This window comes from Acidobacteriota bacterium (assembly GCA_016184105.1).
Taxonomy (GTDB): domain Bacteria; phylum Acidobacteriota; class Vicinamibacteria; order Vicinamibacterales; family 2-12-FULL-66-21; genus JACPDI01.
In genome coordinates this window covers 16261-37008 of sequence record JACPDI010000037.1, presented here as the reverse complement: position 1 = coordinate 37008, position 20748 = coordinate 16261, and the positions used below count along the sequence as shown (strand labels likewise).

Below are 20748 nucleotides of genomic sequence, written 5' to 3'. Positions count from 1 at the left end.
TCCGATCGTCACCGCCGGACATCGAACACTGAACGGTTCGCCGCCCGGTTGTACACCTCGTGGCCTTCCACGAACACCTGTTCCACGTGGCTGTCGATCTCGAGCGGCGCGCCGCTCAAGATCAGGAAGTCTGCATCCTTGCCCGCCTCCAGGCTGCCGAGGCGCTTCTCCAGCCGGAACAGCGCGGCGCCGTTAATCGTCAGCGCTTTGAGCGCCTCCGCCTCCGGCAGGCCGTGGCGCACGCAGAGCGCCGCAACGTGACGAAGGTAGAGCTGCGGGCCATCCGGGTGATCCTGCTGGAACGCGACGCGTCCTCCACGCCGTACGAGCTGCGCAGGTCCGTCGAGCATCCGCGCCTCACGGCTCTGGAACGGCAACACGGGCCCGAAGCTGACCGCCACACCCGCGCGGGCGACCTCGTCGACCAGATCGACGAGGGTTGTTCCATGGACGATATAGAGGTCGAGATCGAACTCCCTGGCGAGCCGCAGCACGTTCACGATCTGGGCCGGCCACTGCGCGTGGACCCCCACCACCCATTCCCGCGTCAGGACCTTGCCCAGCGCTTCGAGCTGTGGGTCGCGCGACGGCGCCGGTTCCTGCCGTCCAGCGGCCACGTGGGCCTCCCAGCGCTCCCGATACGCACGTGCCGCGAGCAGATTCTCCCTCAGGATCGAGGCGACGCCCATGAGCGAGCTGGGATGAGCGCCGCCCCCACCGTCGGGGAAGAATGTTGAACTCATCGCGAACTTCATGCCGCCGGGCGCCAGATACATGTCGTCGGCCGTTCCTCCCCGCAGCTTCAGAACCACCGCCTGGCCGCCGATCGGGGTCTGGGCTCCCGGCGACACGACCATCGTCGTCACGCCCGCCGCAAGCGCCAGCCGGAAGGCGCGATCGCGCGTGTCGATCGATTCCAAGGCGCGGAGTCGCGCGTTGATCGGTCCGGAAGTCTCGTTGTTATCCAAATCGGCGGGGACCCAGAGGCGCTTCATACCCATGTGCGAGTGCGTCTCGATCAGTCCCGGCATGACCGCCTTCCCAGACCCGTCGATGAGGCGGGCGCCGGGGGGAATGCGCACGCGCCCCACGGGCCCAAGGGCGCTGATCTTGCCGTTCTCGCAGACCAACACACCCGGGTCGATGACAGCGCCGGTGACCGTGTAGATCCTCGCGTTTGTGACGGCGATGGATTCCCCGGCGTACGCCACCCCGCACGCGGCGACAATCGCACCGCCCGCGACCAACGAAACGGCATGCCGGAGGGACTCGTAAAACCCCATGATCCTCACTGGAGAGCCTGTCGAGCAGCCTCTCGAACGCCGGGCCAGAAATCGGTCGTCCGGATGCGCTCGAGGAGACGTCGCACCGCCGGGTCATGACCCGCCAGCCGGCCCAGGGCTTCGACGGCGGGCTCGCGGGCCCAGCGAGTCGTGCGATCCGATTCGAGGTAGCGAACGAGTTCCGGCACACCCCGGGAATCTCCCAGTGCCGCGAGCCCCTCGAACACCGCGGCACGCAGCACGTCACGGTGGGCGGACTCCCCGCTTGCCTGCAGCAGAAGCTCGAAGCTTCCGCTGGCTCGCGCGCGCGCCAGGGCCAGCAACGCGCGCGCCCGCAGAGGCGGCGTGGCTTGGGGACCGGCCGCGCTCCTCAACGCCTCTTGAACGTCCTCCCGCTCGGCAAACCGTTCGAGCGCGCCGACGAGGCTCTGCTGCACTCGCGAGTCAGTCTCGCGGCGCAGGGCGCCGAGCAGAATCGGCACGGACTCGGTGCCCCGCCTGGCCAGCGCCGCCGCGGCAGCTGACCGTACTCCGTGAAACAGATCGAAGGACAGGGCCCGGCGAAGCGTCTCTCCCGCTTCCTCCCCCGGCGACGGAGCCAGCGCTTCGACGGCTTCGATCCGCCCGACGGCGTCGCGTGCGCTCTCCCACTGTCGCCGCAGCTCTTCCACCGGGCGCGGGAACTCCACGGTTCCAAGCAGGCTGTTGTCGGCATCGAAGCGGACGTAGAGAAGCTTCCCCGCTACCCGGTACGCGCGTTCCTCACGCCGCTCGCTCAACAATTCCGAGTGCACCTCCGCACCCTGATCGGTCACGATCTGGATGCGAACGGGGACGCGGTACAGCCCTGCCTGGTCCGGCTGCGTCTGCTCGATGGAGAGGGCGAGCGTCGCGGTCCGTTCATCCCAGCGGCGCGCGACTCGAAATGCGGGGTAGCCCTTCCGATGGAGCCACTGGCCAAAGTACCAGTCAAGCTGCTGACCTGACACCTCCTCCATCGCTCGTTGCAGATCGACCGAGTCGGCCTCGCCGTAGGCGTGGCGTTCCGCATATCGGCGCAGTCCAGCGAAGAAGACCGCGTCACCCAGCCAGCGGCGCAGCATGTGGAGGACGTACGCCCCCTTGGAGTAGATGTGCTCGTCCAGCCCTCCCGGCACGGGCTCGTCGCTGACCAGCGCGCGCTGATACTTCCGGTCCTCTTCGAGGTACAGGTGAAGGCGCTGGCGCAGACGATACTCGAAGACATCGCGCCCTTCTGCGACCTCGAAGAACTGGTTGCCGAAGTAGACCGCGAAACCTTCGGTCAGCCACACGTGCGCCCGGCCTCTCGCCGCCACCAGCATCGCCCACCAGATGTGGCTCAGTTCGTGGGCAACGATATAGTCGTCGGCGTGCAGGCGCGAGCGCTCATCGATAAGCTTGTTCTCGCCAAGGCACGCCATACCGACCTGCTCCGTTCCGCCCGGATGGTAGTCCCAGACAACCGCTTGCCGGTAGAAGCGGCCGAACGGATAGGCGCCGAACTGGTTGGAAAACAGCTCGAGCATCTGCGGGAGGCGGCCGAAAGAACGCTCGACCGTCGCGGCGTCGGCCACCTCGGCCGGCACGTAGTGGACCAGCACGTGTCGGCCGGCGCGCTGCTCGAAGACATCGAAGGCCCCCGCAACGAAGGTGAAGCCCTCGAATCGGACGGCAAGGGGTTGCTGCCAGTGGAAGACGCGATGGGATCCGGCGGGGCGGACGCCCACCAGCTCACCATTGCTGACAACCTGCCAGTCGGAGCGCACCGTGGCCTCCAGATCCCACGTCATCCGCTGGTTCGGATCGAAGGGCCGCGGCATCCAGTCTTCCCAGGACTGAAACTGCCACGCCTGCTGGACGGCCGTCCCGGTCTCCGTCGTCGTCGCGTGGAAGAAGAGACCTTGCCGCGGCTCCGCCCGGTAGTGCACGCGCAACAGGCCCTTCTGGCCGGCGGGGGCCCCGGCGATGCGGACTTCGAGGCGATTCTCCTCGACCTGATATCCACGCAGCGCCTGGGGTTGGGCCTCCACCTTCAGAATGCGCAGACCACGCTGGCCCAGGGTCAAGGCATCGGTTTCCGCGCCGGTAGCCACATAGTGGAATTCAGCCACGCCCTCGACCGACCGGGCGCGATCGTCGACAGCCACCGCCAGCCGCAGGTGGCTGATGTCCGGCGGGACGGTACCGGGTCTCAGCAGGATCGCCACCAACCCGAGCGCCCAGGCGCTCATTTCGTGTGTCCCGCGGCGGTGCAGGACGCGTCCTGCACGATGAAAGTCCCCAGTTCCGACTTCAGATTTCCGTGTGGGAAGTACGCGTAGCGGTAGGCGTCACCGGCGCCGGCAGCCGCAAGGCCCGATTCGCCGTCGATGAGGATCACCTTGCGCGATCCCCGCGCTCTGACGCTGGCGATCGTGTACCCCTGGACCCAATCGTCGGAGTGGCGAGCCAGCAGCAGCCGGCCTTTCAGGGCATCTCCGAGCGGCAGATCGCCTTCGACGTCGAAGCCGTGCTGGTCGCCTTCGCGATACACGCCCGCGATCCTTCCGTGAAGCCTCATTTTGCCGTCGAGGCGGTGCGCGTTCCGTTTGACGAGGGCGCCGTCAGAGAGATGCATGAACCCGAGAGCACTGTTCGCTTCGGACACCAGCGCAAAACGACCGCGGAACGACAAGTCTGTCTCCCTGACTTTCTGAAGCCTGACGCCATCCGGATCCACGAGGACGTAGTCCGTACGGTCTCCCACGCTGATCGCCAGGGCAAGAGCCGCACCGAAGTCACCTTCGAGTTCGAGCCTCCTGACCTGCGAGATGAACGGACGTCCGGAAAACGGCTCCCACACCGCCACGAACGTGCTGTCCAGATCCTCACCCGCCGCTTCAACCAGCAGGAGCGGCATCTTGAAGCGGTCGACCTTCAGGTTGTCTTCACCTGCCCGGCGTATCGACGGGGCCTGCGCCCGGGTGACCGTCCGTGCCGGCCCCCCCAGCATGGTCAGCTTCAGCCCCAGGTCCGGGCGCTCGTGGAAGCGCCAGGTGGCGCTCCAGGGCTTGTCTGTCGTCGCGCTCGAAAGTCCGTCGATCAAGCCGAAGATCGCTCCCTTGAAGCTCTCGCCGTCAAGCTCCGGATCGGTGTCGGCGCTGTATCGCGTGCCGGGACCCAAAAGCGTTCCCTCGCGGGGACCGAGCGGGAAGCTCGTCTCGATGCCCTGTTCATCGTCGGCGCTGCCGTGTACGGCCCACAGGTGGCGGCGGCCTCCACGCACGCGGAAGACGTCAACGACGTAGGCGTCGGACGGAGACACGCCGACCAGGGCGACGAGCCGGCGATACTCCTTCAGGCCGGGGACCAGCCCGAGATAGCCCCGCGATCCCTCGGCTTCCACCACCTGGACGTGCTCGTCCCGGGCGTCGTAGAGCAGCAGGTTGCCGAACACCGGCTCGGCGCTGTGGGCCTTCTCGACCTCGAATCGATCGAGGCGCGTCCAGGATGCCGGGACCCAGCCCTCAGTCATCCTCTGGTTCGACGTGTCCACCACCACCGTGTTGTGGGCCAGCGTGCTCGCCGCCCACGGACGCAGCTTGGTGTGCGTGTATCCGATGTCCGAGAGCATTTCCTTGCCGCGAGCGAAGAGCAGGAGATTCAACTGGTCGGCGTGCGCATGGCCGGCGTGATAGCCGAAGTGCAACTGCGCCTGGATTTGGTGTTCGCCAGCACCCCGTCCGAGCAGGGCATGACCGTACGCCGGCAGCAACACCGGTATCGAACGCTCGAGGGGTTCATCCTGCATGAAGCGCGAACGCCCCTGCGCATCGTGGACCGGGGTGTAACGGCCGTCGGGAAGACGGAGGCTGCGAAGCGTTGCCCGGGATTTCTGCAACAACGGATGCGCGTCGTCGAGGTTCAAGTCCCGGTAGCGTTCGCCGTCCGCCGGATGGTTGTAGCCCGGGGGATCGGAGTAGCCGCGCGCGAGATCGATCGGGTAGGACAGCGCGTCGAGCATCTGGAACAAGTAGGCCGTCGATCCGGAGTTCAGCATTCCGTCGCGGAAGAACCACGCTCGAAAGGCATCCCTGAACCGGTTGACGCCGTCGTGGACGTAGTCGGGCTCGCCGATGGCGCGACCGATGGCGATGAGGCCGGCTGCCGTGCCGTTCATGCCGGACGGCCCGACGTACCGGGGGTAGAGGCGGACGAGCTCCACTGACGCGCGGAACAGGTCGCGCTCGATTCGCTGGCGGACGTCGGCTCCGTCTCGGACGCTGAGTCGATCGAACGCGGGGCTGTCGTGGATCAGGTCGTATGTCAGCGCCAGCTCCGTCGGCAGCTCGTCGTGGATCCAGCGACCCCACCTGCCGCTCTGAACGGGGTACGGAGGCGACGGATAGAAGACCTTCCAGTTGGCGTAGTTCCCGATGAGGCCGTTGACCGGCCAGCCTGGATACACCTGGGCGAACCGGTCCAGGATGACGGCCGCCTTGTGCGCGTAGCGCTCGTCTTTCGTGACTCCGTACACGCGCGCCATGTCGTACGCACGCGCGGCGAGATACCGCGCGGCCTGCGCGTGGGCGGCCCCCTCGAAGAAGTACCGGTGTTTTTCGCCGCCGCCGTCGTAGTACCGATAAACCTGCACCTCGCCACGTGCGTTGGGGATCTTCAGCTCCCCGTTCAGCGGGTACCGCTCGCTCGGGTAGCGTTCGCCCGTGTGCCGGCATCTCACGTGGTCGGGGTCGTCGATCGACCATCGGTCGGCGCCCGTGTCCTGTACACCTCCGGCGAAGTCCGGGCAGCCGACCAGGTGAATGGGCGCGGTCGTCGAGATGAGGCCCGCGAGACGTCGATCGTCGGTGGCCATCACCTCGGTCACCGACGCCTTCAGGGCCTCGACGTCGACCTTCGCGGTCGCCTGGAAGGGATGCGGGAAGGCGCCCTGAGGCGCGTGTTGCGTGCCGGCGTTCCGGGCGGGGAACGCCGTCCAGAGCACGACGGCTCCCACGAGCGAGACTTCTCTCCAGTTCACGTGTCAGCTCCCGGCGACATCGCTGATCGCTTTGACCTCGGCGGCCGACAGGTTCTGGACCATCTTGACGATCAGCCTCGCGAGATACCGGGTCGACCCGTTCAGCACCTGGAACTCGGTCTGGTACGTGATCGGCAGGCCCGGTCTCACGCCGAACGTCTCGGTCGCCTCCTCGCGGCTCGGCCCTCAGAAGATCAGCTTCAATGCGATCTGTTTGTCGATCGCGGTCCACATCTGCTTCTTGTCGAACACGATCTTGCCGAAGTAGGGGCTGCCCACCTGGTCATAGGGTGTGCCCCCGTAGAAGTACCGCGTCAGGTTGTAGAACTCGCCCCGCAACTGCAGCCGCGCCCCCTTCCCGACCTGGAAGTCCTTGAAGATTGACATGTCCCACCGGAAGAAGCGCGGACCGCGCAGCGCGTTTCGCTCCAGGTCTCCGAACGTCCCGGGCGCCGGCTTGGCAAACGCCGCGGGGTCCACCCACAGCAGCGGCGTCTGCTTGAACCCATCCGGCGTCGGATCCCCGACCAGATTGGGGCGCGCGGCAACCGCGTTCGCGCCGGTGTTGCTGACATCCTCGTAGAGACTCGGCGTCCAGGGGCGGCCCGACATGAGCGTGACGACGCCGTTCGCCTGCCAGCCGCCGGCGAGCGCGTTGAGGAACCCGGTCCGGTTCAGCCAGCGCCGTCCGGACCCGAACGGCAGCTCGAAAAGATACGTGCCCACGAGCCGGTGGCGCACGTCGAACGAGGAATAGCCCCACTCCGCCTCAAGGTCGCGGCTGTTGTCGGGTGTGTTGCTGCTCGCCCCGACCCAGTTGATGTCGGATCCCTGATCGCGGCTCCTCGACCACGTGTAGGCGAGCGTCGCGCCAAGGCCGCCCTGCATCTGACGCTCGAGCTTGACCTGCGCGCTGCGGTAGTTGGAGGAAACGCAGTTGCAGATGATCGCCGAGTTCGACGTGAAGTTCGCGTACGGCACACGACTCTGCACCGGCGTCGGACTCAGAGGATCTTCGGCGGGGAATGCCTGGTTGAAGTAGAGGAACACCGGCAACTGGCGCCCCTCCTTGGCCTGCACCACCACCTCCAGCAGCAGGTTCCTCATCAGCATGTGCTGGATCCCCACGCTCGCCTGGTGCGAATAGGCGTGACGGGAGTCGGCCGGCAGAGCGCTGACCGCTAACACGCCGGAACCGCCAACAGACAGGTCGACGGGCGGCGGGAAGAGGTCTCGCATGTCGATCGTCGGAGTCACGCGATTGCCCAGCGGGATGAAGGGGGCGACGAGCAGGTCGGGCGCCTTGATGCGCTGCCAGAAATACCAGTCGGCGCCGCTCGTATAGAACAGACCGTAGCCCGCGCGAACCACCGTGTCGTCGCTGTTGAAAGGACGGAACGCGATCCCAACCCGGGGCGCAAAGTCGTTGCGATCCGGCTTGATGATGCCCGGCCTCGATCCAAACGCAATCACCGGCGTCGTCGTGCGGTTGGCGAACTCCTCGTTCGGCGACAGGACGCGGCCGCCTGGATACGACAGGTCCAGCTCGTAGCCGCCTGGCTGGCGGTCACGCGTCGAGCTCGTGTACTCGTAACGGAGGCCGAGGTTGAGGGTGGCCTTGTCGCTCACCGCCCAGTCGTTCTGGGTGAAGAAGGCCATCTGCCAGTTTCGGGGGTGGCTCCGCGCGGGAATCGGCGAGATCGCCGCCTGCGACGGGTAGCCGAGCAGGAAATCCGCGAACGACTGGCCCGCCGCGACCGGCAGAAACGGCAGCGACGTGTAGCCGTTCAGGAAACGCAGCAGCGGCTGGGCGGCGACGCCATTGGCGTGCACCGTGTTGAGATCGCGCCGAATGTCGGCGCCGATCTTCAGGTTGTGCCTGCCGCGCACGACCGTCATCACATCGTAGAGCTGGTAGGTGTTCGTCGTGTTGATTTCCGCCGAGCTGCCGCCGGGACCGAAGTTGCGCAGGCCGCCGGCAAAGAGCATCCGGGGCAGGCCGAAGTCCAGAGGGTCCGTCGAGGTGTTCTGGAAGCCCATTTCCCGGGCGTAGTCACGGTCCCCGCCCGACGTCTCGAGCATGTACTCCATGATCGTGCGGTTGAACGCGGCGCGCACCTCGTTCACCACGCGCGGGCTGAACACCCGTGTGTGCACCAGCGCCACGTTCTTGCCGGGGCTGTTCATCGCGCGCCCCGTCAGCGGCATCCAGCCGGGACTGACGTTTTCCTGGGCCTGCTGGGTGTAGCGTCCCGTGAGCCGGTCCTTGTTCGACAGCGTGTGGTCGACCCGCACGGTCAGGTTCGTGGTGTCGTTGTGGGTGGTCAGTCCCACCAGCTCGTTGGGATTGAGCCGCGGCACGAACATCTCGAGGTACTTGGCGGCCAGCGCTGCAATCCGATCTGACGGGATGACGTTGCCCGCGAAAGGCGTGCGCAGGTAGCGGGAGTTGCCGGTGCTGAGCGGCTTGGCCGGGTCGAAGGCCGGATTGGGGCGCGTCGTCAGCGGATCGTAAATGGGGATCAGATTGCCGGCGCTGTCGCGGTAGTTCGAAAAGTCGCCCGTGCGCCAGGCATCGTCGATGAACACCAGCTGCATCGGGCTGGTGAAGCGGTAGCGCAGGCTTTCGTGGCTGGCGAAGAAGAACGTGCGATCGCGGCCGTCGTACAGGTGTGGGATGTAGACCGGCCCGCCGAGCGTGCCGCCGAACTGATCGTAGCGATACGGGCGCTCCTCCGGCTGGCGGGTCGCGGGGTTCAGGAAGTTGGGGTTGGTCGGCTGCAGCGCGTTGCCGCGGAAGAACTCGTAGGCCGAGCCGTGCAGCGCGTTGGTGCCCGACTTGACGGCCAGGTTGATGAGCGAGCTGCCGCGCGACTCGGCCGAGTAGAAGCTCGTCTGAACCTTGATCTCCTGCACGGCGTCGACCGACGGCGTGACGCCGGTCGTCCCGTACGCCGTGTTGTTCGTGGTGACGCCGTCGACGGTGAAGGCGTTGCTGCTCACGCGCCCGCCGCCGACCGTCACGGCGATACCCTGGGTCCAGCCCTGCACGAAGTCCTGGGTGGAGCCGAAGCTGGGAAGCGCACCGGGGACGAGCGCGATCAGCTCGGTGAAATTGCGGTTGATCGTCGGCAACTCGGCCGCCTGGCGTCCCGAGAGCACCGTGCTCACGTCCGGCGTCTGCGTATCCACCTGGAGCGCCTCCCCCCGGACCTCGACGGCGTCCTCCAGGCTGCCCACCGCGAGCTTCACGTCAATGCGGCGGGTCTGCTCGACTCCCAGCACGATCCCGGTGACGGTTGCTGTTCGGAATCCTGTGAGTTCCACCTTGCACTGGTAGGTGCCGGGGTCGATGGACGGGAAGGAAAAGTTTCCGGCGCCGTCGGTGACGAAGACGCGCCGGGCGTTCGTCGCTTCGTTGGTGAGCGTGACCGTGGCGCCCGGCACGAAGGCGCCGCTCGAGTCCTGCACCGTCCCGCCGATCGTCCCCGCAGATCGCTGGGCCAGCGCCTCGGGCGCAAGCACCGGGCACAGCAGGATGCCGCCCAGTAGATGCGCGAGCGCGAAACGTCGTCGACCAAGCTTGTTCACGGCTACCTCCTCTTGCATCCGTGTCGTATGAGATCCCCCAAACAGGACTGTTCTATTCAGTAGAACCGACTCGAATGACCGCATCATGCTCGGACGAGCGCCAGCTGTTGTCAAGCGAAAACTGGGACACAGCAGCCAATCCGGTGTATTCTTTACAGCAGAACGCACGGCGGGGCGCGTGCACATTCCGCTTTACATCGCACCGACCGTTGAGCGACGATGCGGGAACGGAGCGGAACGTGATGCTGGGACTGCACGGCGGAACCCCGGTTCGCGCACGTTGTTTTCCTGCATGGCCCGTGCACGGAGACGAAGAGGCGCGCGCGCTGCTGGACGTGTTGCACAGCACCCAGTGGGGCGGTTACAGCCCCAAGGTGCGCGAGTGCGAGGAGGCGTTCGCCCGATCGCAGGGCGCGGCGCACGCGATCTCGTGCGCGAATGGAACCGTGGCCCTCGAGGCCGTGCTCCGCGCGGTCGGATTGACGTGCGGCGACGAGGTGATCGTCCCGCCGTTCACGTTCGCCGCCACCGCCACGGCCGTCGGGCTGTGCCAGGGGTACCCGGTGTTCGCCGACATCGATCCGCGCACGCTGAACCTCGCGCCGCAGGCGGTCGAGGCCGCCATCACGCCGCGCACGCGCGCGATCATCGTCGTCCACTTCGGGGGGCATCCTGCGGACATGGATGCCTTCACGGCGCTTGCCGAGCGGCGCGGGCTCGCGCTCATCGAGGACGCCGCACACGCGCACGGCGCCCGCTGGCGAGGGACCCCGGTCGGCACGTTCGGCGTGGCCGGGACCTTCAGCTTCCAGTCGTTCAAGCTGCTGACCGCCGGCGAAGGGGGCATGATCGTCACGCGCTCGACGGCGATGGCGGACGCGCTCTGGGCGTACTGCAATCAGGGGCGCCGCAAGAACGGCGGCTGGTACGAACACTTCACCCTCGGCACCAACGGCCGGATGACGGGATTCCAGGCCGCCGTGCTCCTGGAGCAATTGCGGCGGCTGCCGGAACAGAGCCGGCGCCGCCACGACAACGTCTGCTACCTCCGGCGGCAGCTGCAATCCGTTCCCGGCGTCTCACTCCCCGAGGACGATGCGCGCGTCGAGGCGCACCCGCACTACATCGTGACGCTGCGCTACGACAAGTCGCAGTTTGCGGATGTCGAGCGCGACCTGCTGGTCTCGGCGCTGCAGGCCGAGGGCATCCCGGCGCAGCGCACCTATCCGTATCCGCTGTACCGCAACCCGGTCTTCCAGCCTCGCCTCGTCCAATTCGGCCGCGTGCCGTCGTGCCCGTGCCCGCAGGCGCAGAATTACGCGTCGCTCTGCCTGCCGGAAAGCGAGCGCGCGTGCCGCGACGGGATCTGGCTCGAGCACCAGGTGTTCCTCGGCGATCACCGTGACATGGACGATATCGTCGCGGCCTTCCAGAAGATCCAGCGGTCCAGCGGCGTGCTGGCTCGCGCATCGGGCTCCGCGCCGATCGCATGAGGCTCCTCAACTTTCACACGGCTCCCGGACGCGCGCGGCTCGGCCTGGTCGAGAACGGTGTCGTGCTCGATCTCACGGCGCTCGCGGGCGCGGACGAGCGATTCCGGTCCGTTGTGAGCCTGATCGCTGATGGTCCGCCGGCGCTCGAACGCGCGCGCGCGCTCGCCGATCGGCACCGCTCGGACGCCGCGCGGTGGGCCGCGCTCGACGGCTGCGAGCACGCGCCGCTCATCGGCTCGGCACAGCGCGTCTTTGCGGTGGGGCTCAACTACGCGGATCACGCGGCCGAGAACAATCTGCCGATTCCGGATGCGCCGGTCTTCTTCACGAAGCTGGCCTCGGGCGTCGTGCCAGCCGGGCGGGCGATCCCACTGCCCGCCTGCTCGCAGCAGGTGGACTACGAGGCGGAGCTGGCCGTGATGATCGGACGGCGCGTCCGGCACGCGAGTGAAGCGGCGGCCAGGGAGTGCATCGCGGGCTATACGATCCTGAACGACGTCACGGCCCGCGACCTGCAGATCCAGCACTCGCAGTGGTTCCGCGGGAAGAACTGCGACGGCTTCGCGCCGCTCGGCCCCTGGCTGGTCACCGCCGACGAGGTGCGGGATCCCGACGACCTGGACATCACGCTCCGGCTGAACGGACGCGAGCGGCAGCGCTCGAACAGCCGGAACCTGATTTTCAAGCCGCCGGCGCTGATCGCGTTCCTCTCGCGGACGCTGACCCTGGAGCCGGGGGATATCATCACCACCGGCACGCCGGCCGGCGTCGGTTTCCACGGCAAGCCGCCAGTGTTCCTTCAGCCCGGCGACGTCGTCGAGGTCGAGGTCAGTGGCGTGGGTGTGCTGCGCAACCCTGTCGTATGCGAGGAGACATAGAGATGGACGCGGTTCGCGTGGGGGTCATCGGGCTCGGCATCATGGGCGAGCTGTACTCGAAGATCTACGCCTGCCACCCGTGGGCCCGCCTCGTGGCGGTGTCGTCGCGGCGGCAGGCACGCGTCGACGAGATCCGGTCGCGCCACGATGTCCCGGAGGGTTACACCGACTACCGGGACATGCTGGACCGCGCCGGGCTGGACGCGGTCGTCGTCGCCACGCCGGATCACCATCACGCGGCGCCGGCGCGCGCCGCGCTCGAGGCCGGCCGGCACGTGCTCGTCGAGAAGCCGTTCACGACGAGCGTGTCCGAGGCGGACGAACTGATCGATCTCGCGCGGCGGACGCGCCGCCACATTCAAGTCGCGTACAACCACCGGTGGCTGGCGCCGTATCACCAGGCCCGGGCCGCGATCCAGGCCGGCCAGCTGGGCACCCCGCTCGCCGGGTTCGCACGGAAGAACGACACGATCTTCGTGCCGACCGAGCTCATCTCGTGGGCCGGAGAAACGACCCCGGCGTGGTTCCTCTCCTCCCACGACATCGATTTGATGCGATGGTTCTTCGACGCCGAACCGCTCGAGGCGCGTGCGTGGGGGCGCAGGGAACTGCTCGCGTCGCGGGGCGTCCCGACCTACGACGTCATCCAGGCACAGGTCCGCTTCTCCTCGGGCGCGATCGCCACGTTCGAATCCGGCTGGGTGTATCCCAACACGTTTCCGACGATCGTCGACTCGTTCGTCGAGGTGATTGCCACCGGCGGTCACGTGCACCTCGATCGCAAGCGGGAATCGATCGAGATCAGCACCGGCGAACGGTTTTCCTATCCGAAATGTTTCCTGACGCACGAGATCTTCGGCCGTGTGAGAGGGGCGTTCCCATCCTGCCTGGAGGACTTTCTCGTCGCGGTCCGCGAAGACACGCCCCCGCGCGTCACCGGTTTCGACGGGCGCCAGGTCACCGCCGCCCTGGAGGCCATTCACCGGTCGCTGGACTCGGGCCGGACCGAGCCGGTCTCGCCTCCACCCTCGAGCACGGCCTGACTTGGAACTCGAGCAGGAGTTCGGCTGCGCGGTCACGCCTCGAGCTTCGCCAACTCGTCAAAATGCGCGTCGTCGTGCGCGATGTCGAGCCCGTGTATCCTCGCGCACGCGAAGATGAGCACGTCGGCGAGAGGGACGGTCACACCGGAGACGCGCCCGCGATCGGCGAGTCGAATGGCGTGGCCCCAGACTTCCGCAGAGATCGCGTAGTCGGGAAGCAGGACCTCGTAGCGGCGGAGCGTCTTCCGCTCGCCATCGTTGGTGACGCCGCGCCACAGCTCGAGTCGCACGGCCGGACACCACGCGGCCTCGCCGTGCTCCAGCAGCGCGTTCACGCGGTCCCGCTTCGCCGGGTCGCCACTCCTTCGCAGCTGGTGGACCCACAGCGAGCTATCGACGAGGACGGCCATGGAGGTCCCGGTCGCGCCGCGCGTCGATCGCCTCGATCTCCTCGTTGGTCGGGAACCTGTCGCTGAAGGTGCCGGCGTACTTGACCAGCTCCGCCATGCGCCGCCGGCGATTGAACTCCTCGAGAACCTTGACGACCGCCTCGCGTTTGGTCTTCGCCTGCGTAAAACGCATGGCGTCCTTCAGTTCGTTCTCTGGAATATCCACCGTCGTCTTCATGATTCCATTATCCACGCCAGCGGAATCCAGATCAACGTCTGTGGGAATCCTCCTGCGCGCGTCTCGCCTCGCCGCCTGGGGAGCGTCGCCCCCGTCTACCGGGAATACCGCACGGACGCGCCGGCGTACACCCGCCGGCCGGGCGACGGGAAGTACCGCACGTCCTGCTCGGCGAACAGATTGTCCGCGCCGAGGAACACCTGGACCTGGCGCCCCAGGTCCTTGGCGACGCGCGCGTCCCAGAGATTCAGCGCGGGCGAGAAATCGTCGATGCGGCCGTCCCGGTTGGTGTCGGCGAACGCGCGGCGCCCCAGATACCGCCCGAAGATCGCACCCGTGAGCCCGAGGCGCCCGGCGCGGACGATGGCGCGCCCCTTCACGCTGCGCCGCGCGCGCAGGGTCAGCGGCTCGCCGGTCGCCCGATCCGTGGCGTCGAGCCACCCGTAGCCGATCCCGAACGTGACCCACGGCGCCGGCGTGACGCTCGCGTCCGTCTCAACACCGTAGGTGCGCGCCCGGCCGACGTTGGCTGTCTGGTACGTGAGCAGCCTGCTCGCGGGGTCGACACCCACGAACCGCGAGTCGATCAGATCCGCGATGGCGTGACGGAAGCCGGTCACCGTCAGCCGCGCCGTGCGGTTCCAGAGATCGACATCCACGCTGCCGTTGAGGCTGCGCGACGTCTCGGCCCGGAGATCGGCGTTGCCAATCACCTGGTAGCCGGCGGCGCGATTCGCATAGACGTAGTAGAGATCCTTGAACTCCGGCGCCTTGAAGCCCTCTCCGTAGGAGGCGCGGATGCGCACGGCGTCGGCGCCGCGGACGAGCACCGCGAGCTTCGGGCTCCAGGCGGAGCCGAACGCCGAGTGGTTGTCGAAGCGCACGCCGGCGAGGAGCCGCACGCGATCGTGCGCGGACCATTCGTCCTGGATGAAGCCCACTGCGGTATCGAGGTCGCGGCGCCGCGGTGAGATGCGATCCGAGGTCATCCCCGAACGCTCGTACTCCGTGCCGACGGTGAGGAGGTGACGCGTACCAACCGCGTGATCGTACTGCGCCTCGAATTCGCCGATCCGCTCCGCGGTGCGGTCGGGCGCGGCCGCGCGCGTGGCACGCGTGACGCGCTCGAAATCGTGGGTGTAACGCGTGAGATGGCCGCGCACCGTCAGCGACCCGGCGCCGGCCGGTTTCGTGCGCAGCTCGGCGATCCCCTGCCACCGGTCGTCGAGGACGCGATCGTCGTAGATCACACCGCGGCTCATCGTGACATCGGCGGCCTCTTCGTCGTAGTAGCGGCTGACCACCGACAGATCGGTGGCCGTGCCGAAGCGACGCGAGGTCTTCGCGTTCACCCCGATCTTGCGGTACGCGCTGCCGGTGGTGGTCGGCTCGGCCGGCACCAGGTCGTAGGCATCGCGCGAGACGCGGCTGGCCGACAGGAGTCCGCTCCAGCGCCCGTTCCGGCCGCCGGCCGACACCAGCGAGGTCCGCCCGTCCAGCGACTCGAATCGCTGCTCGGCCGAGAGCGCGATCGGCTGCGTGGCCGTGCGCGTCAGCACGTTGATTACGCCGCCCAGCGCGTCGGACCCGTACACCGCCGACCCCGCGCCTTTGACGATCTCGATCCGCTCCACGTCATCGACAAGCAGGTTGGCGAGATCGACCGAGCCGCCAATCTTGCCGATGACTTCCTGTCCATCCACGAGCACCAGGATTCCGCGAGCGTCGATCCCCTGGAGTTGGATCCCGTCGCCGGCCAGCGTGGGCACGATCTCCGCGCCGAGCTGGCGTGACAGCACGTCGGCAACCGACCGCGAGCCTGTCTCGTCAATCGTCGCCCGATCGATCACCTCGGTCCGGACCGGCACGTCCGCCAGGCGCTGTTCGGTCCGCGTCGCGGTGACGACGAGCTGCTCCTCGTAGCGGAGCGGGTCGGCCGGGGGCGCGTCGGGCGGCTGCCCCACGCGCTGAGCCTGCGCCAGGATCCACTCGCCGACGCGGCTGTCAGGGAGCAGCGGGCGGCCGTCCCAGGCGAACGCGAGACCTTCGAGAACGCCCGGGATCTGATCGCCCACGCGTCCGGTCGAGACCAGCAAGGGGACCACGATCACGCGCCCGATCTTGGCGCGGTCTGCGACCGCCGCTCTCAAGTCGGCGAGCGCCTTCTCCTTCACCGGCTTCGGCGCATCGTCGCGCAGCAGCCGCACGTCGATGTCGCGGAACGGAACCGCCGACCTGACGTGCGAGCCGAGCGATCGAATCGCGTCGATCCAGCGTGCGGCTTCCGCATCCTCGTTCGGGCCGTGGGCGACGATGACGAGCGATTCGTCGCCGGGGTTGCGGCTGAGCGCGCGGGCGCGGTCCGCCAGGATGGCGGCAATCAGCGGGTGATCGTCCATCGCCCCCGCGGCGCCGACGACCGGCACCGGCCCTCGGAGCTGCGCGAGCTGCATGTGTTCGGCGTGCGGGTAGTCGGGGCGGGCGCCGGCGATGAACTTCACCTGCTCGGCGTGAGCGCTGTGCGACGAGACCAGCAGCGGGACGACGACGATCCGCCGGGCGCCGGCCGCCACCAGCCGCTCGTACGCCTCTTGAGGCGTGCGGTCCTTCGTGCCCATCAGGAACGCGGCCTCGGCGGGCACGCGCGATCGAAGCTGTTCGGCGACGGCTTTGACGGGCGCGTTCCAGGCGGGGGTTCCGCCGTGCGCGATGACGAGGATGCCGAGGCCGTCCAGCGTGCGCGAGCCGGTGGACGGCCCGGCGGCGGAGGCCGCGGGCTTTAGTCCGATCGCGATGAACGTCAGAAGAATCCAGGCGGGACGTAACGTGAGCTTCATGGCGCGTTCTCCAGCTTGCGCGCCATCAAACGAGCCCGTACACTACCGGGGTCGGGCGCTCTCATGCGCGCAGCGCGTGAATCGGTTCTCTCCAAGGACCGGGTGTTCGACGTGGCCCGCCCAGGTGTGACCGCACCGGGCGGGCTCTTCCTTCACTGCTTCATTTCTGATCCACCACGAGTTTCACGGCGGCGTGGGCCTGCACGAATTCGCGAATCGACTGCACGTGCTCGGCCTCCACGTCCACCTGGCTGCGGATGAATTCCTCCAGCACGGGATCGCCGGCGACACGCGGGAGCAGGTCGCGGTAGGCATCGAGCGCCTGCTGTTCGACCTCGAGCGCCTCGGCCATCGCCGTCTCCAGGCGCATCGGCCCGCCGCCGAGCAGCAGGTTGACGCGGAGCCGCGGCGTGCGGCCGAGCGCACGAATCTGCTGGGCGATCGCGCTGGCGTGCTCCAATGTCTCCCTGATCGCGTCGCCGAAAAACTGTTCGGCGTCCGCGTAATCCTTCCCGCGCAGGCGGAAGCGCATCTGGAAGTAACGCAGGCAGGCCTCCGCCTCCTCCGCCATCAGGCGGTTCAGGTCGTCGACAACATCCCGCCGATCCGCAGCCACGCCGCCGGCCCGCCTTCTAGATCGCACGTTTGAGTTCGTCAACGAGGCACCGCCCTTCGCTCTTGCACACCTCGCAGGTGCGGCTTCGAGGGCAACTCGCGTGAGACGCGTGGAAACGCGCGATCAGCTGCTGATTGAGCGGCGAGGACAGGAACTGCATGAACCGCGCGAGCCGCTGCCCGGTCGCGTGGCTGATCAGATGTTCGATCTTGCAGCTGTCGATGTCGGCCTGCGCCTCCGGGATGCCGAGGACGTCGCAGAGGAAGGTCCGGACGATCGACCGCTTGGCCGCCACCGAGTGCACCACGTGGAGCCCCTTCGGCGAGAGCCGGACGAGGCGATGCTGGTCGGTTTCGACCCACCCGCGCTTCTTCAGCGTTCGGAGGTTGATCGAGACGCTGCCGCGCGTGATGTTGAGACGCCTGGCGATATCCGACACGCGCGCCCACCCGCCATACGCCGCGCCGACTTCGTGAATGGCGAGGAGATGATGGGCGGCGCTGTGGGTCAGCTCATTGGCCTCGAATTCCTTCCACGTGTCCATGTGTATGTTTGATATACCATACACTCGGTTGACCCTTCAAGCGTAATTTCCCCGGCGGGCTGGAGCCCGCATCGCCTGCCCTGAGCGAGACCGCCGCCGCGGGCCACAGCCGTGCGACTCCAAGGTAATCTGCGATCAGCACGCGGGCGCTTCCGCCGCCGGCCGCGAAGATGTCGATCCGGGAATACGGGCTGGCGGCTCAGGGGGTTCCGGCGCGGGCTGGCCGCCGCCGGGGCAGGAGCACAGCGTCCAATCTCCGCTCGACCGATGTCCGGCGCGGCCCGGGAGGAATGCGCCGGAGCCAATACCGCAGCCGGTCGCGATCGAAGCGCTCCGGAAGTTCGACCTCCGGAAGGTGGGCAAATAGCCGGCTGCGCGCCGGAGCCAGGTACAGCGTATCGAGCAGCGCCTTCTCAGGAGTCGCGAGACGGACGCCTGACGGTCGGGGCCAGACGGTGGATCGAGTACGTGCCGAGGCTGGTCCTCACCGTGCGTGTCTGCGCGAGGGATGCGACATAGATCACGCTGGGAATCTGGCTCACCATTCCGTGAAAGAAGAGCGCGGATTGGAAGGAGACGCAGGACGGAAAAGGAGTGGTAAGGTACTCCGGCAAGACAAGCGGATCCAGATCCAGGTCCGTCGCCCACAACCCGTGTCGAACTCGTTTCAACAGCCCCGCGGTGGCCAGTCTCCTCAAGGTGTGTGTCGCCGCAGAGCGCTCCGCGCGGAGGACCAGCACGGCTTCATCGGTCGTCAAGACCGGTTTGCGCAGCGCTCGCAGGTGCGCAAGGGCGGCCGGTGCATTCATGAGCGAAACTCCTCGAGCCGCTGGACAACCAGCTCGCGCATCCGATCCCACGCGTCCTGCGTGCCATACGTGGTCTGGTCCTCGTACGACAGACATGGCACCACTTGGGCCTTGAACACGTCGTAGCTGAGCGACATCGCGCGTTCCAGGGCCTCCGGCAGGGCCGCCCGCACGTCACGCGAGAGGGGTCGCGGATCGGCGGTTGTCGAGCGCAGCAGGTGATCGAGGTCCCAGATGTCCCGGGCTTGAGTCTCGGAGCGACTCGCAAGCGCGTGGATTTTCTGCCGGACGGCCGATCGCGCGGTATGGTGGTTCACCGTCGGCGCCGGAATGCCGTACGGCCGGACGATGTCGGATCGCGCCGGTTCGAGTACGTACTCCTCATCGCGCGCTCCGCGCCTGCCTATATTACTCAATATTGACGCATAAGTCACTTTAAACGAATATCTTAGGACGATGGGCGCCGGGTGATCCATCGCCGGACGCCCAAGGGGGCCGACCTGGCGCCGGTGGCGCTCTCGCCGCTCAGAGCGACTTCAGGAACTCGACCAGATCGGCCTTCTGCGCCGCTGTGAGATTCAGCCTGAAGTGCTGGTCATAATGATTGACCACGGCGAGCAGGTCCGGCGCGCTCCCGTCATGGAAGTACGGAGCATGCTGCAGGAGTCCGCGTAACGGCGTGGTCCGGTACTTTCCGGTCGCGCTCCGCTCCGCATAGGCCGGGTCCATGCCGACTTCGGCGGGATCGTGCGGGAGCGGCACGGTCGGATCAGGACCGCTGAGGACGTCCGTGTAGTTGGGCGACTGATGGCATGTGGCGCATCCGGCTTCGCCGCGGAACAGGCGCTTTCCTCGACTCGGTGCGGGGATCGCTGAAGCTTCCGTGCCCCCCCCATCTGCCCCACACCGACGTAGCTGTTCCAGTATGAAATGGGCCCATCGGCCGTGAACGTCTCGAACCCGACGCCCTTCAGTCCGTAAGTCGGGGGGATGACGATCGGCAGCGACGGGCTGTTCAGCGAAAGGAGGTTCGTCCCGTCGAACGCGTGGTGCCGCGGGTCGTATTTTCCGGGCCCCCACGCCCTGAACTCCGCTTTGCTACTTCACCCGCAGCATCGCCTTCATCGTGGGATGGAACGTGCAGATGTAGGCGAACTTGCCCCTCCGCCGGGCGGTGAACGTCCAGGACTTCTCCGTCCGGATGGTCTGTGAATCAAAGCGGCCGGCCTCCGACGTGGCTGTGTGAGGGACCAGGTCCTTGTTGACCCACACGACCGTGTCGCCGCGTGCAACCGTCAGCCGCTCCGGCTGAAAACGCATCCCTTCGATGGTGACTGTGTGCGTCTTGACCTTGAGGCGCCCGCCGGCGGCGACGCCGATGGTGCACGCGACCAGGCCCACCGCGACGACACACGTGGCCATCCGCACGGTCAGTCCTTCTGCGACGCGGACGCCTGCAGGTGCTTGGCGTGCTCGAGGTGTGCGACAAACGCCGGGCGGACTTTCACCAGCAGGGCCTTCAGTTCTTCATGTGCGGCGCCCGGAATCAACGTATTGTCGAGGGCGTCGATGACCTGCTGGTGGTACGCGACTTCGTGATCGATGTACGCCTGGTCGAATGCCGGGCCCTCGAGCGTCTTCAGGTGCGCGAGGTTCTTCCTGCCGCCCGCCGCCAGGCTCTGGCTCGTCGGATTGTCCTGCGGAGTGAGCTCGAGCTTTGCCGCGAGGGCGGCCGCCGACTTGTTCACGCCGGTGTGATCGGTGACCATCAGCCGCGCAAACGCCTTGACCTTCCCGCTCGCCGACCGTGACATCGCGAGCCTGCCGGCGTCGGTGTCGACCGTGTTGGCGGTGACGACGATCGAGGCGATTTGGGCGTCGTTGACGCCCTGCGCCGACGCGCCGGCCACGGGAAGCACGAGCGCGCCCGCGGCTGCGATGACGATGGCTGACATTCTCATGGGCAACTCCTTGATAGGTGAATTA

Annotated in this window: 17 protein-coding genes and 1 pseudogene; 3 read left to right on the top strand and 15 right to left on the bottom strand. The window is 67.3% G+C overall.

Annotated elements, in window-relative coordinates; all coding sequences use genetic code 11:
* Positions 1-8: 8 nt before the first annotated feature.
* The 5 genes from HYU53_13540 to HYU53_13520 are packed head-to-tail and all read right to left on the bottom strand — an operon-like array spanning position 9 to position 9915.
* A complete protein-coding gene (locus HYU53_13540; protein ID MBI2222215.1) occupies positions 9-1292 on the bottom strand; it encodes an amidohydrolase family protein in 1284 nt (427 codons plus the stop codon).
* A complete protein-coding gene (locus HYU53_13535) occupies positions 1289-3535 on the bottom strand; it encodes a HEAT repeat domain-containing protein (GenBank protein MBI2222214.1) in 2247 nt (748 codons plus the stop codon). The genes HYU53_13540 and HYU53_13535 overlap by 4 nt, the downstream gene beginning before the upstream one ends.
* A complete protein-coding gene (locus HYU53_13530; GenBank protein MBI2222213.1) occupies positions 3532-6324 on the bottom strand; it encodes a heparinase II/III family protein in 2793 nt (930 codons plus the stop codon). Before HYU53_13530 ends, HYU53_13535 begins: the two co-directional genes overlap by 4 nt.
* Before the next feature lie 3 nt (positions 6325-6327).
* On the bottom strand, positions 6328-6474 hold the full coding sequence (locus HYU53_13525) for a hypothetical protein (GenBank protein ID MBI2222212.1): 147 nt from the start codon (positions 6472-6474) through the stop codon (positions 6328-6330).
* 36 nt (positions 6475-6510) lie between these two features.
* Positions 6511-9915 (bottom strand): TonB-dependent receptor, encoded by a 3405-nt coding sequence (locus HYU53_13520; GenBank protein MBI2222211.1) that lies wholly within the window; start codon positions 9913-9915, stop codon positions 6511-6513.
* Between the two features lie 242 nt (positions 9916-10157).
* Here HYU53_13520 and HYU53_13515 point away from each other — a divergent pair, with 242 nt between their 5' ends.
* From HYU53_13515 to HYU53_13505, 3 genes are read left to right on the top strand one after another with little or no spacing between them, the layout of a single operon-like run.
* Positions 10158-11408, top strand: coding sequence for a DegT/DnrJ/EryC1/StrS family aminotransferase (locus HYU53_13515; GenBank protein MBI2222210.1), 1251 nt, complete (start codon positions 10158-10160; stop codon positions 11406-11408).
* The gene (locus tag HYU53_13510; GenBank protein MBI2222209.1) at positions 11405-12286 is read left to right on the top strand and encodes a fumarylacetoacetate hydrolase family protein; all 882 of its coding nucleotides are present in this window, start codon (positions 11405-11407) and stop codon (positions 12284-12286) included. Before HYU53_13515 ends, HYU53_13510 begins: the two co-directional genes overlap by 4 nt.
* Before the next feature lie 2 nt (positions 12287-12288).
* Positions 12289-13329 (top strand): Gfo/Idh/MocA family oxidoreductase, encoded by a 1041-nt coding sequence (locus HYU53_13505; GenBank protein MBI2222208.1) that lies wholly within the window; start codon positions 12289-12291, stop codon positions 13327-13329.
* A gap of 32 nt (positions 13330-13361) precedes the next feature.
* Here the strand turns inward: HYU53_13505 and HYU53_13500 are convergent, their stop codons facing one another.
* The 10 genes and pseudogenes from HYU53_13500 to HYU53_13455 form a co-directional block, all read right to left on the bottom strand.
* Entirely contained in the window at positions 13362-13739 is a 378-nt protein-coding gene (locus tag HYU53_13500; protein ID MBI2222207.1) for a PIN domain-containing protein, read from the bottom strand.
* Positions 13720-13956, bottom strand: coding sequence for a type II toxin-antitoxin system VapB family antitoxin (locus tag HYU53_13495; protein ID MBI2222206.1), 237 nt, complete (start codon positions 13954-13956; stop codon positions 13720-13722). The genes HYU53_13500 and HYU53_13495 overlap by 20 nt, the downstream gene beginning before the upstream one ends.
* Positions 13957-14051: 95 nt before the next feature.
* A complete protein-coding gene (locus HYU53_13490) occupies positions 14052-16793 on the bottom strand; it encodes a TonB-dependent receptor (protein MBI2222205.1) in 2742 nt (913 codons plus the stop codon).
* Positions 16794-16953: 160 nt separating this feature from the next.
* Entirely contained in the window at positions 16954-17409 is a 456-nt protein-coding gene (locus HYU53_13485; protein ID MBI2222204.1) for a ferritin-like domain-containing protein, read from the bottom strand.
* A 16-nt stretch (positions 17410-17425) separates the two neighbouring features.
* Positions 17426-17953, bottom strand: coding sequence for a metal-dependent transcriptional regulator (locus HYU53_13480; GenBank protein MBI2222203.1), 528 nt, complete (start codon positions 17951-17953; stop codon positions 17426-17428).
* A gap of 413 nt (positions 17954-18366) precedes the next feature.
* On the bottom strand, positions 18367-18762 hold the full coding sequence (locus HYU53_13475) for a type IV toxin-antitoxin system AbiEi family antitoxin domain-containing protein (protein MBI2222202.1): 396 nt from the start codon (positions 18760-18762) through the stop codon (positions 18367-18369).
* A complete protein-coding gene (locus HYU53_13470) occupies positions 18759-19178 on the bottom strand; it encodes a nucleotidyl transferase AbiEii/AbiGii toxin family protein (GenBank protein ID MBI2222201.1) in 420 nt (139 codons plus the stop codon). The genes HYU53_13475 and HYU53_13470 overlap by 4 nt, the downstream gene beginning before the upstream one ends.
* 109 nt (positions 19179-19287) lie before the next feature.
* A pseudogene (locus tag HYU53_13465) lies at positions 19288-19781 on the bottom strand (c-type cytochrome).
* A 79-nt stretch (positions 19782-19860) separates the two neighbouring features.
* Positions 19861-20184, bottom strand: coding sequence for a cupredoxin family copper-binding protein (locus HYU53_13460; GenBank protein ID MBI2222200.1), 324 nt, complete (start codon positions 20182-20184; stop codon positions 19861-19863).
* 8 nt (positions 20185-20192) lie between these two features.
* Positions 20193-20723 (bottom strand): DUF4142 domain-containing protein, encoded by a 531-nt coding sequence (locus HYU53_13455; GenBank protein MBI2222199.1) that lies wholly within the window; start codon positions 20721-20723, stop codon positions 20193-20195.
* Positions 20724-20748: the final 25 nt, after the last annotated feature.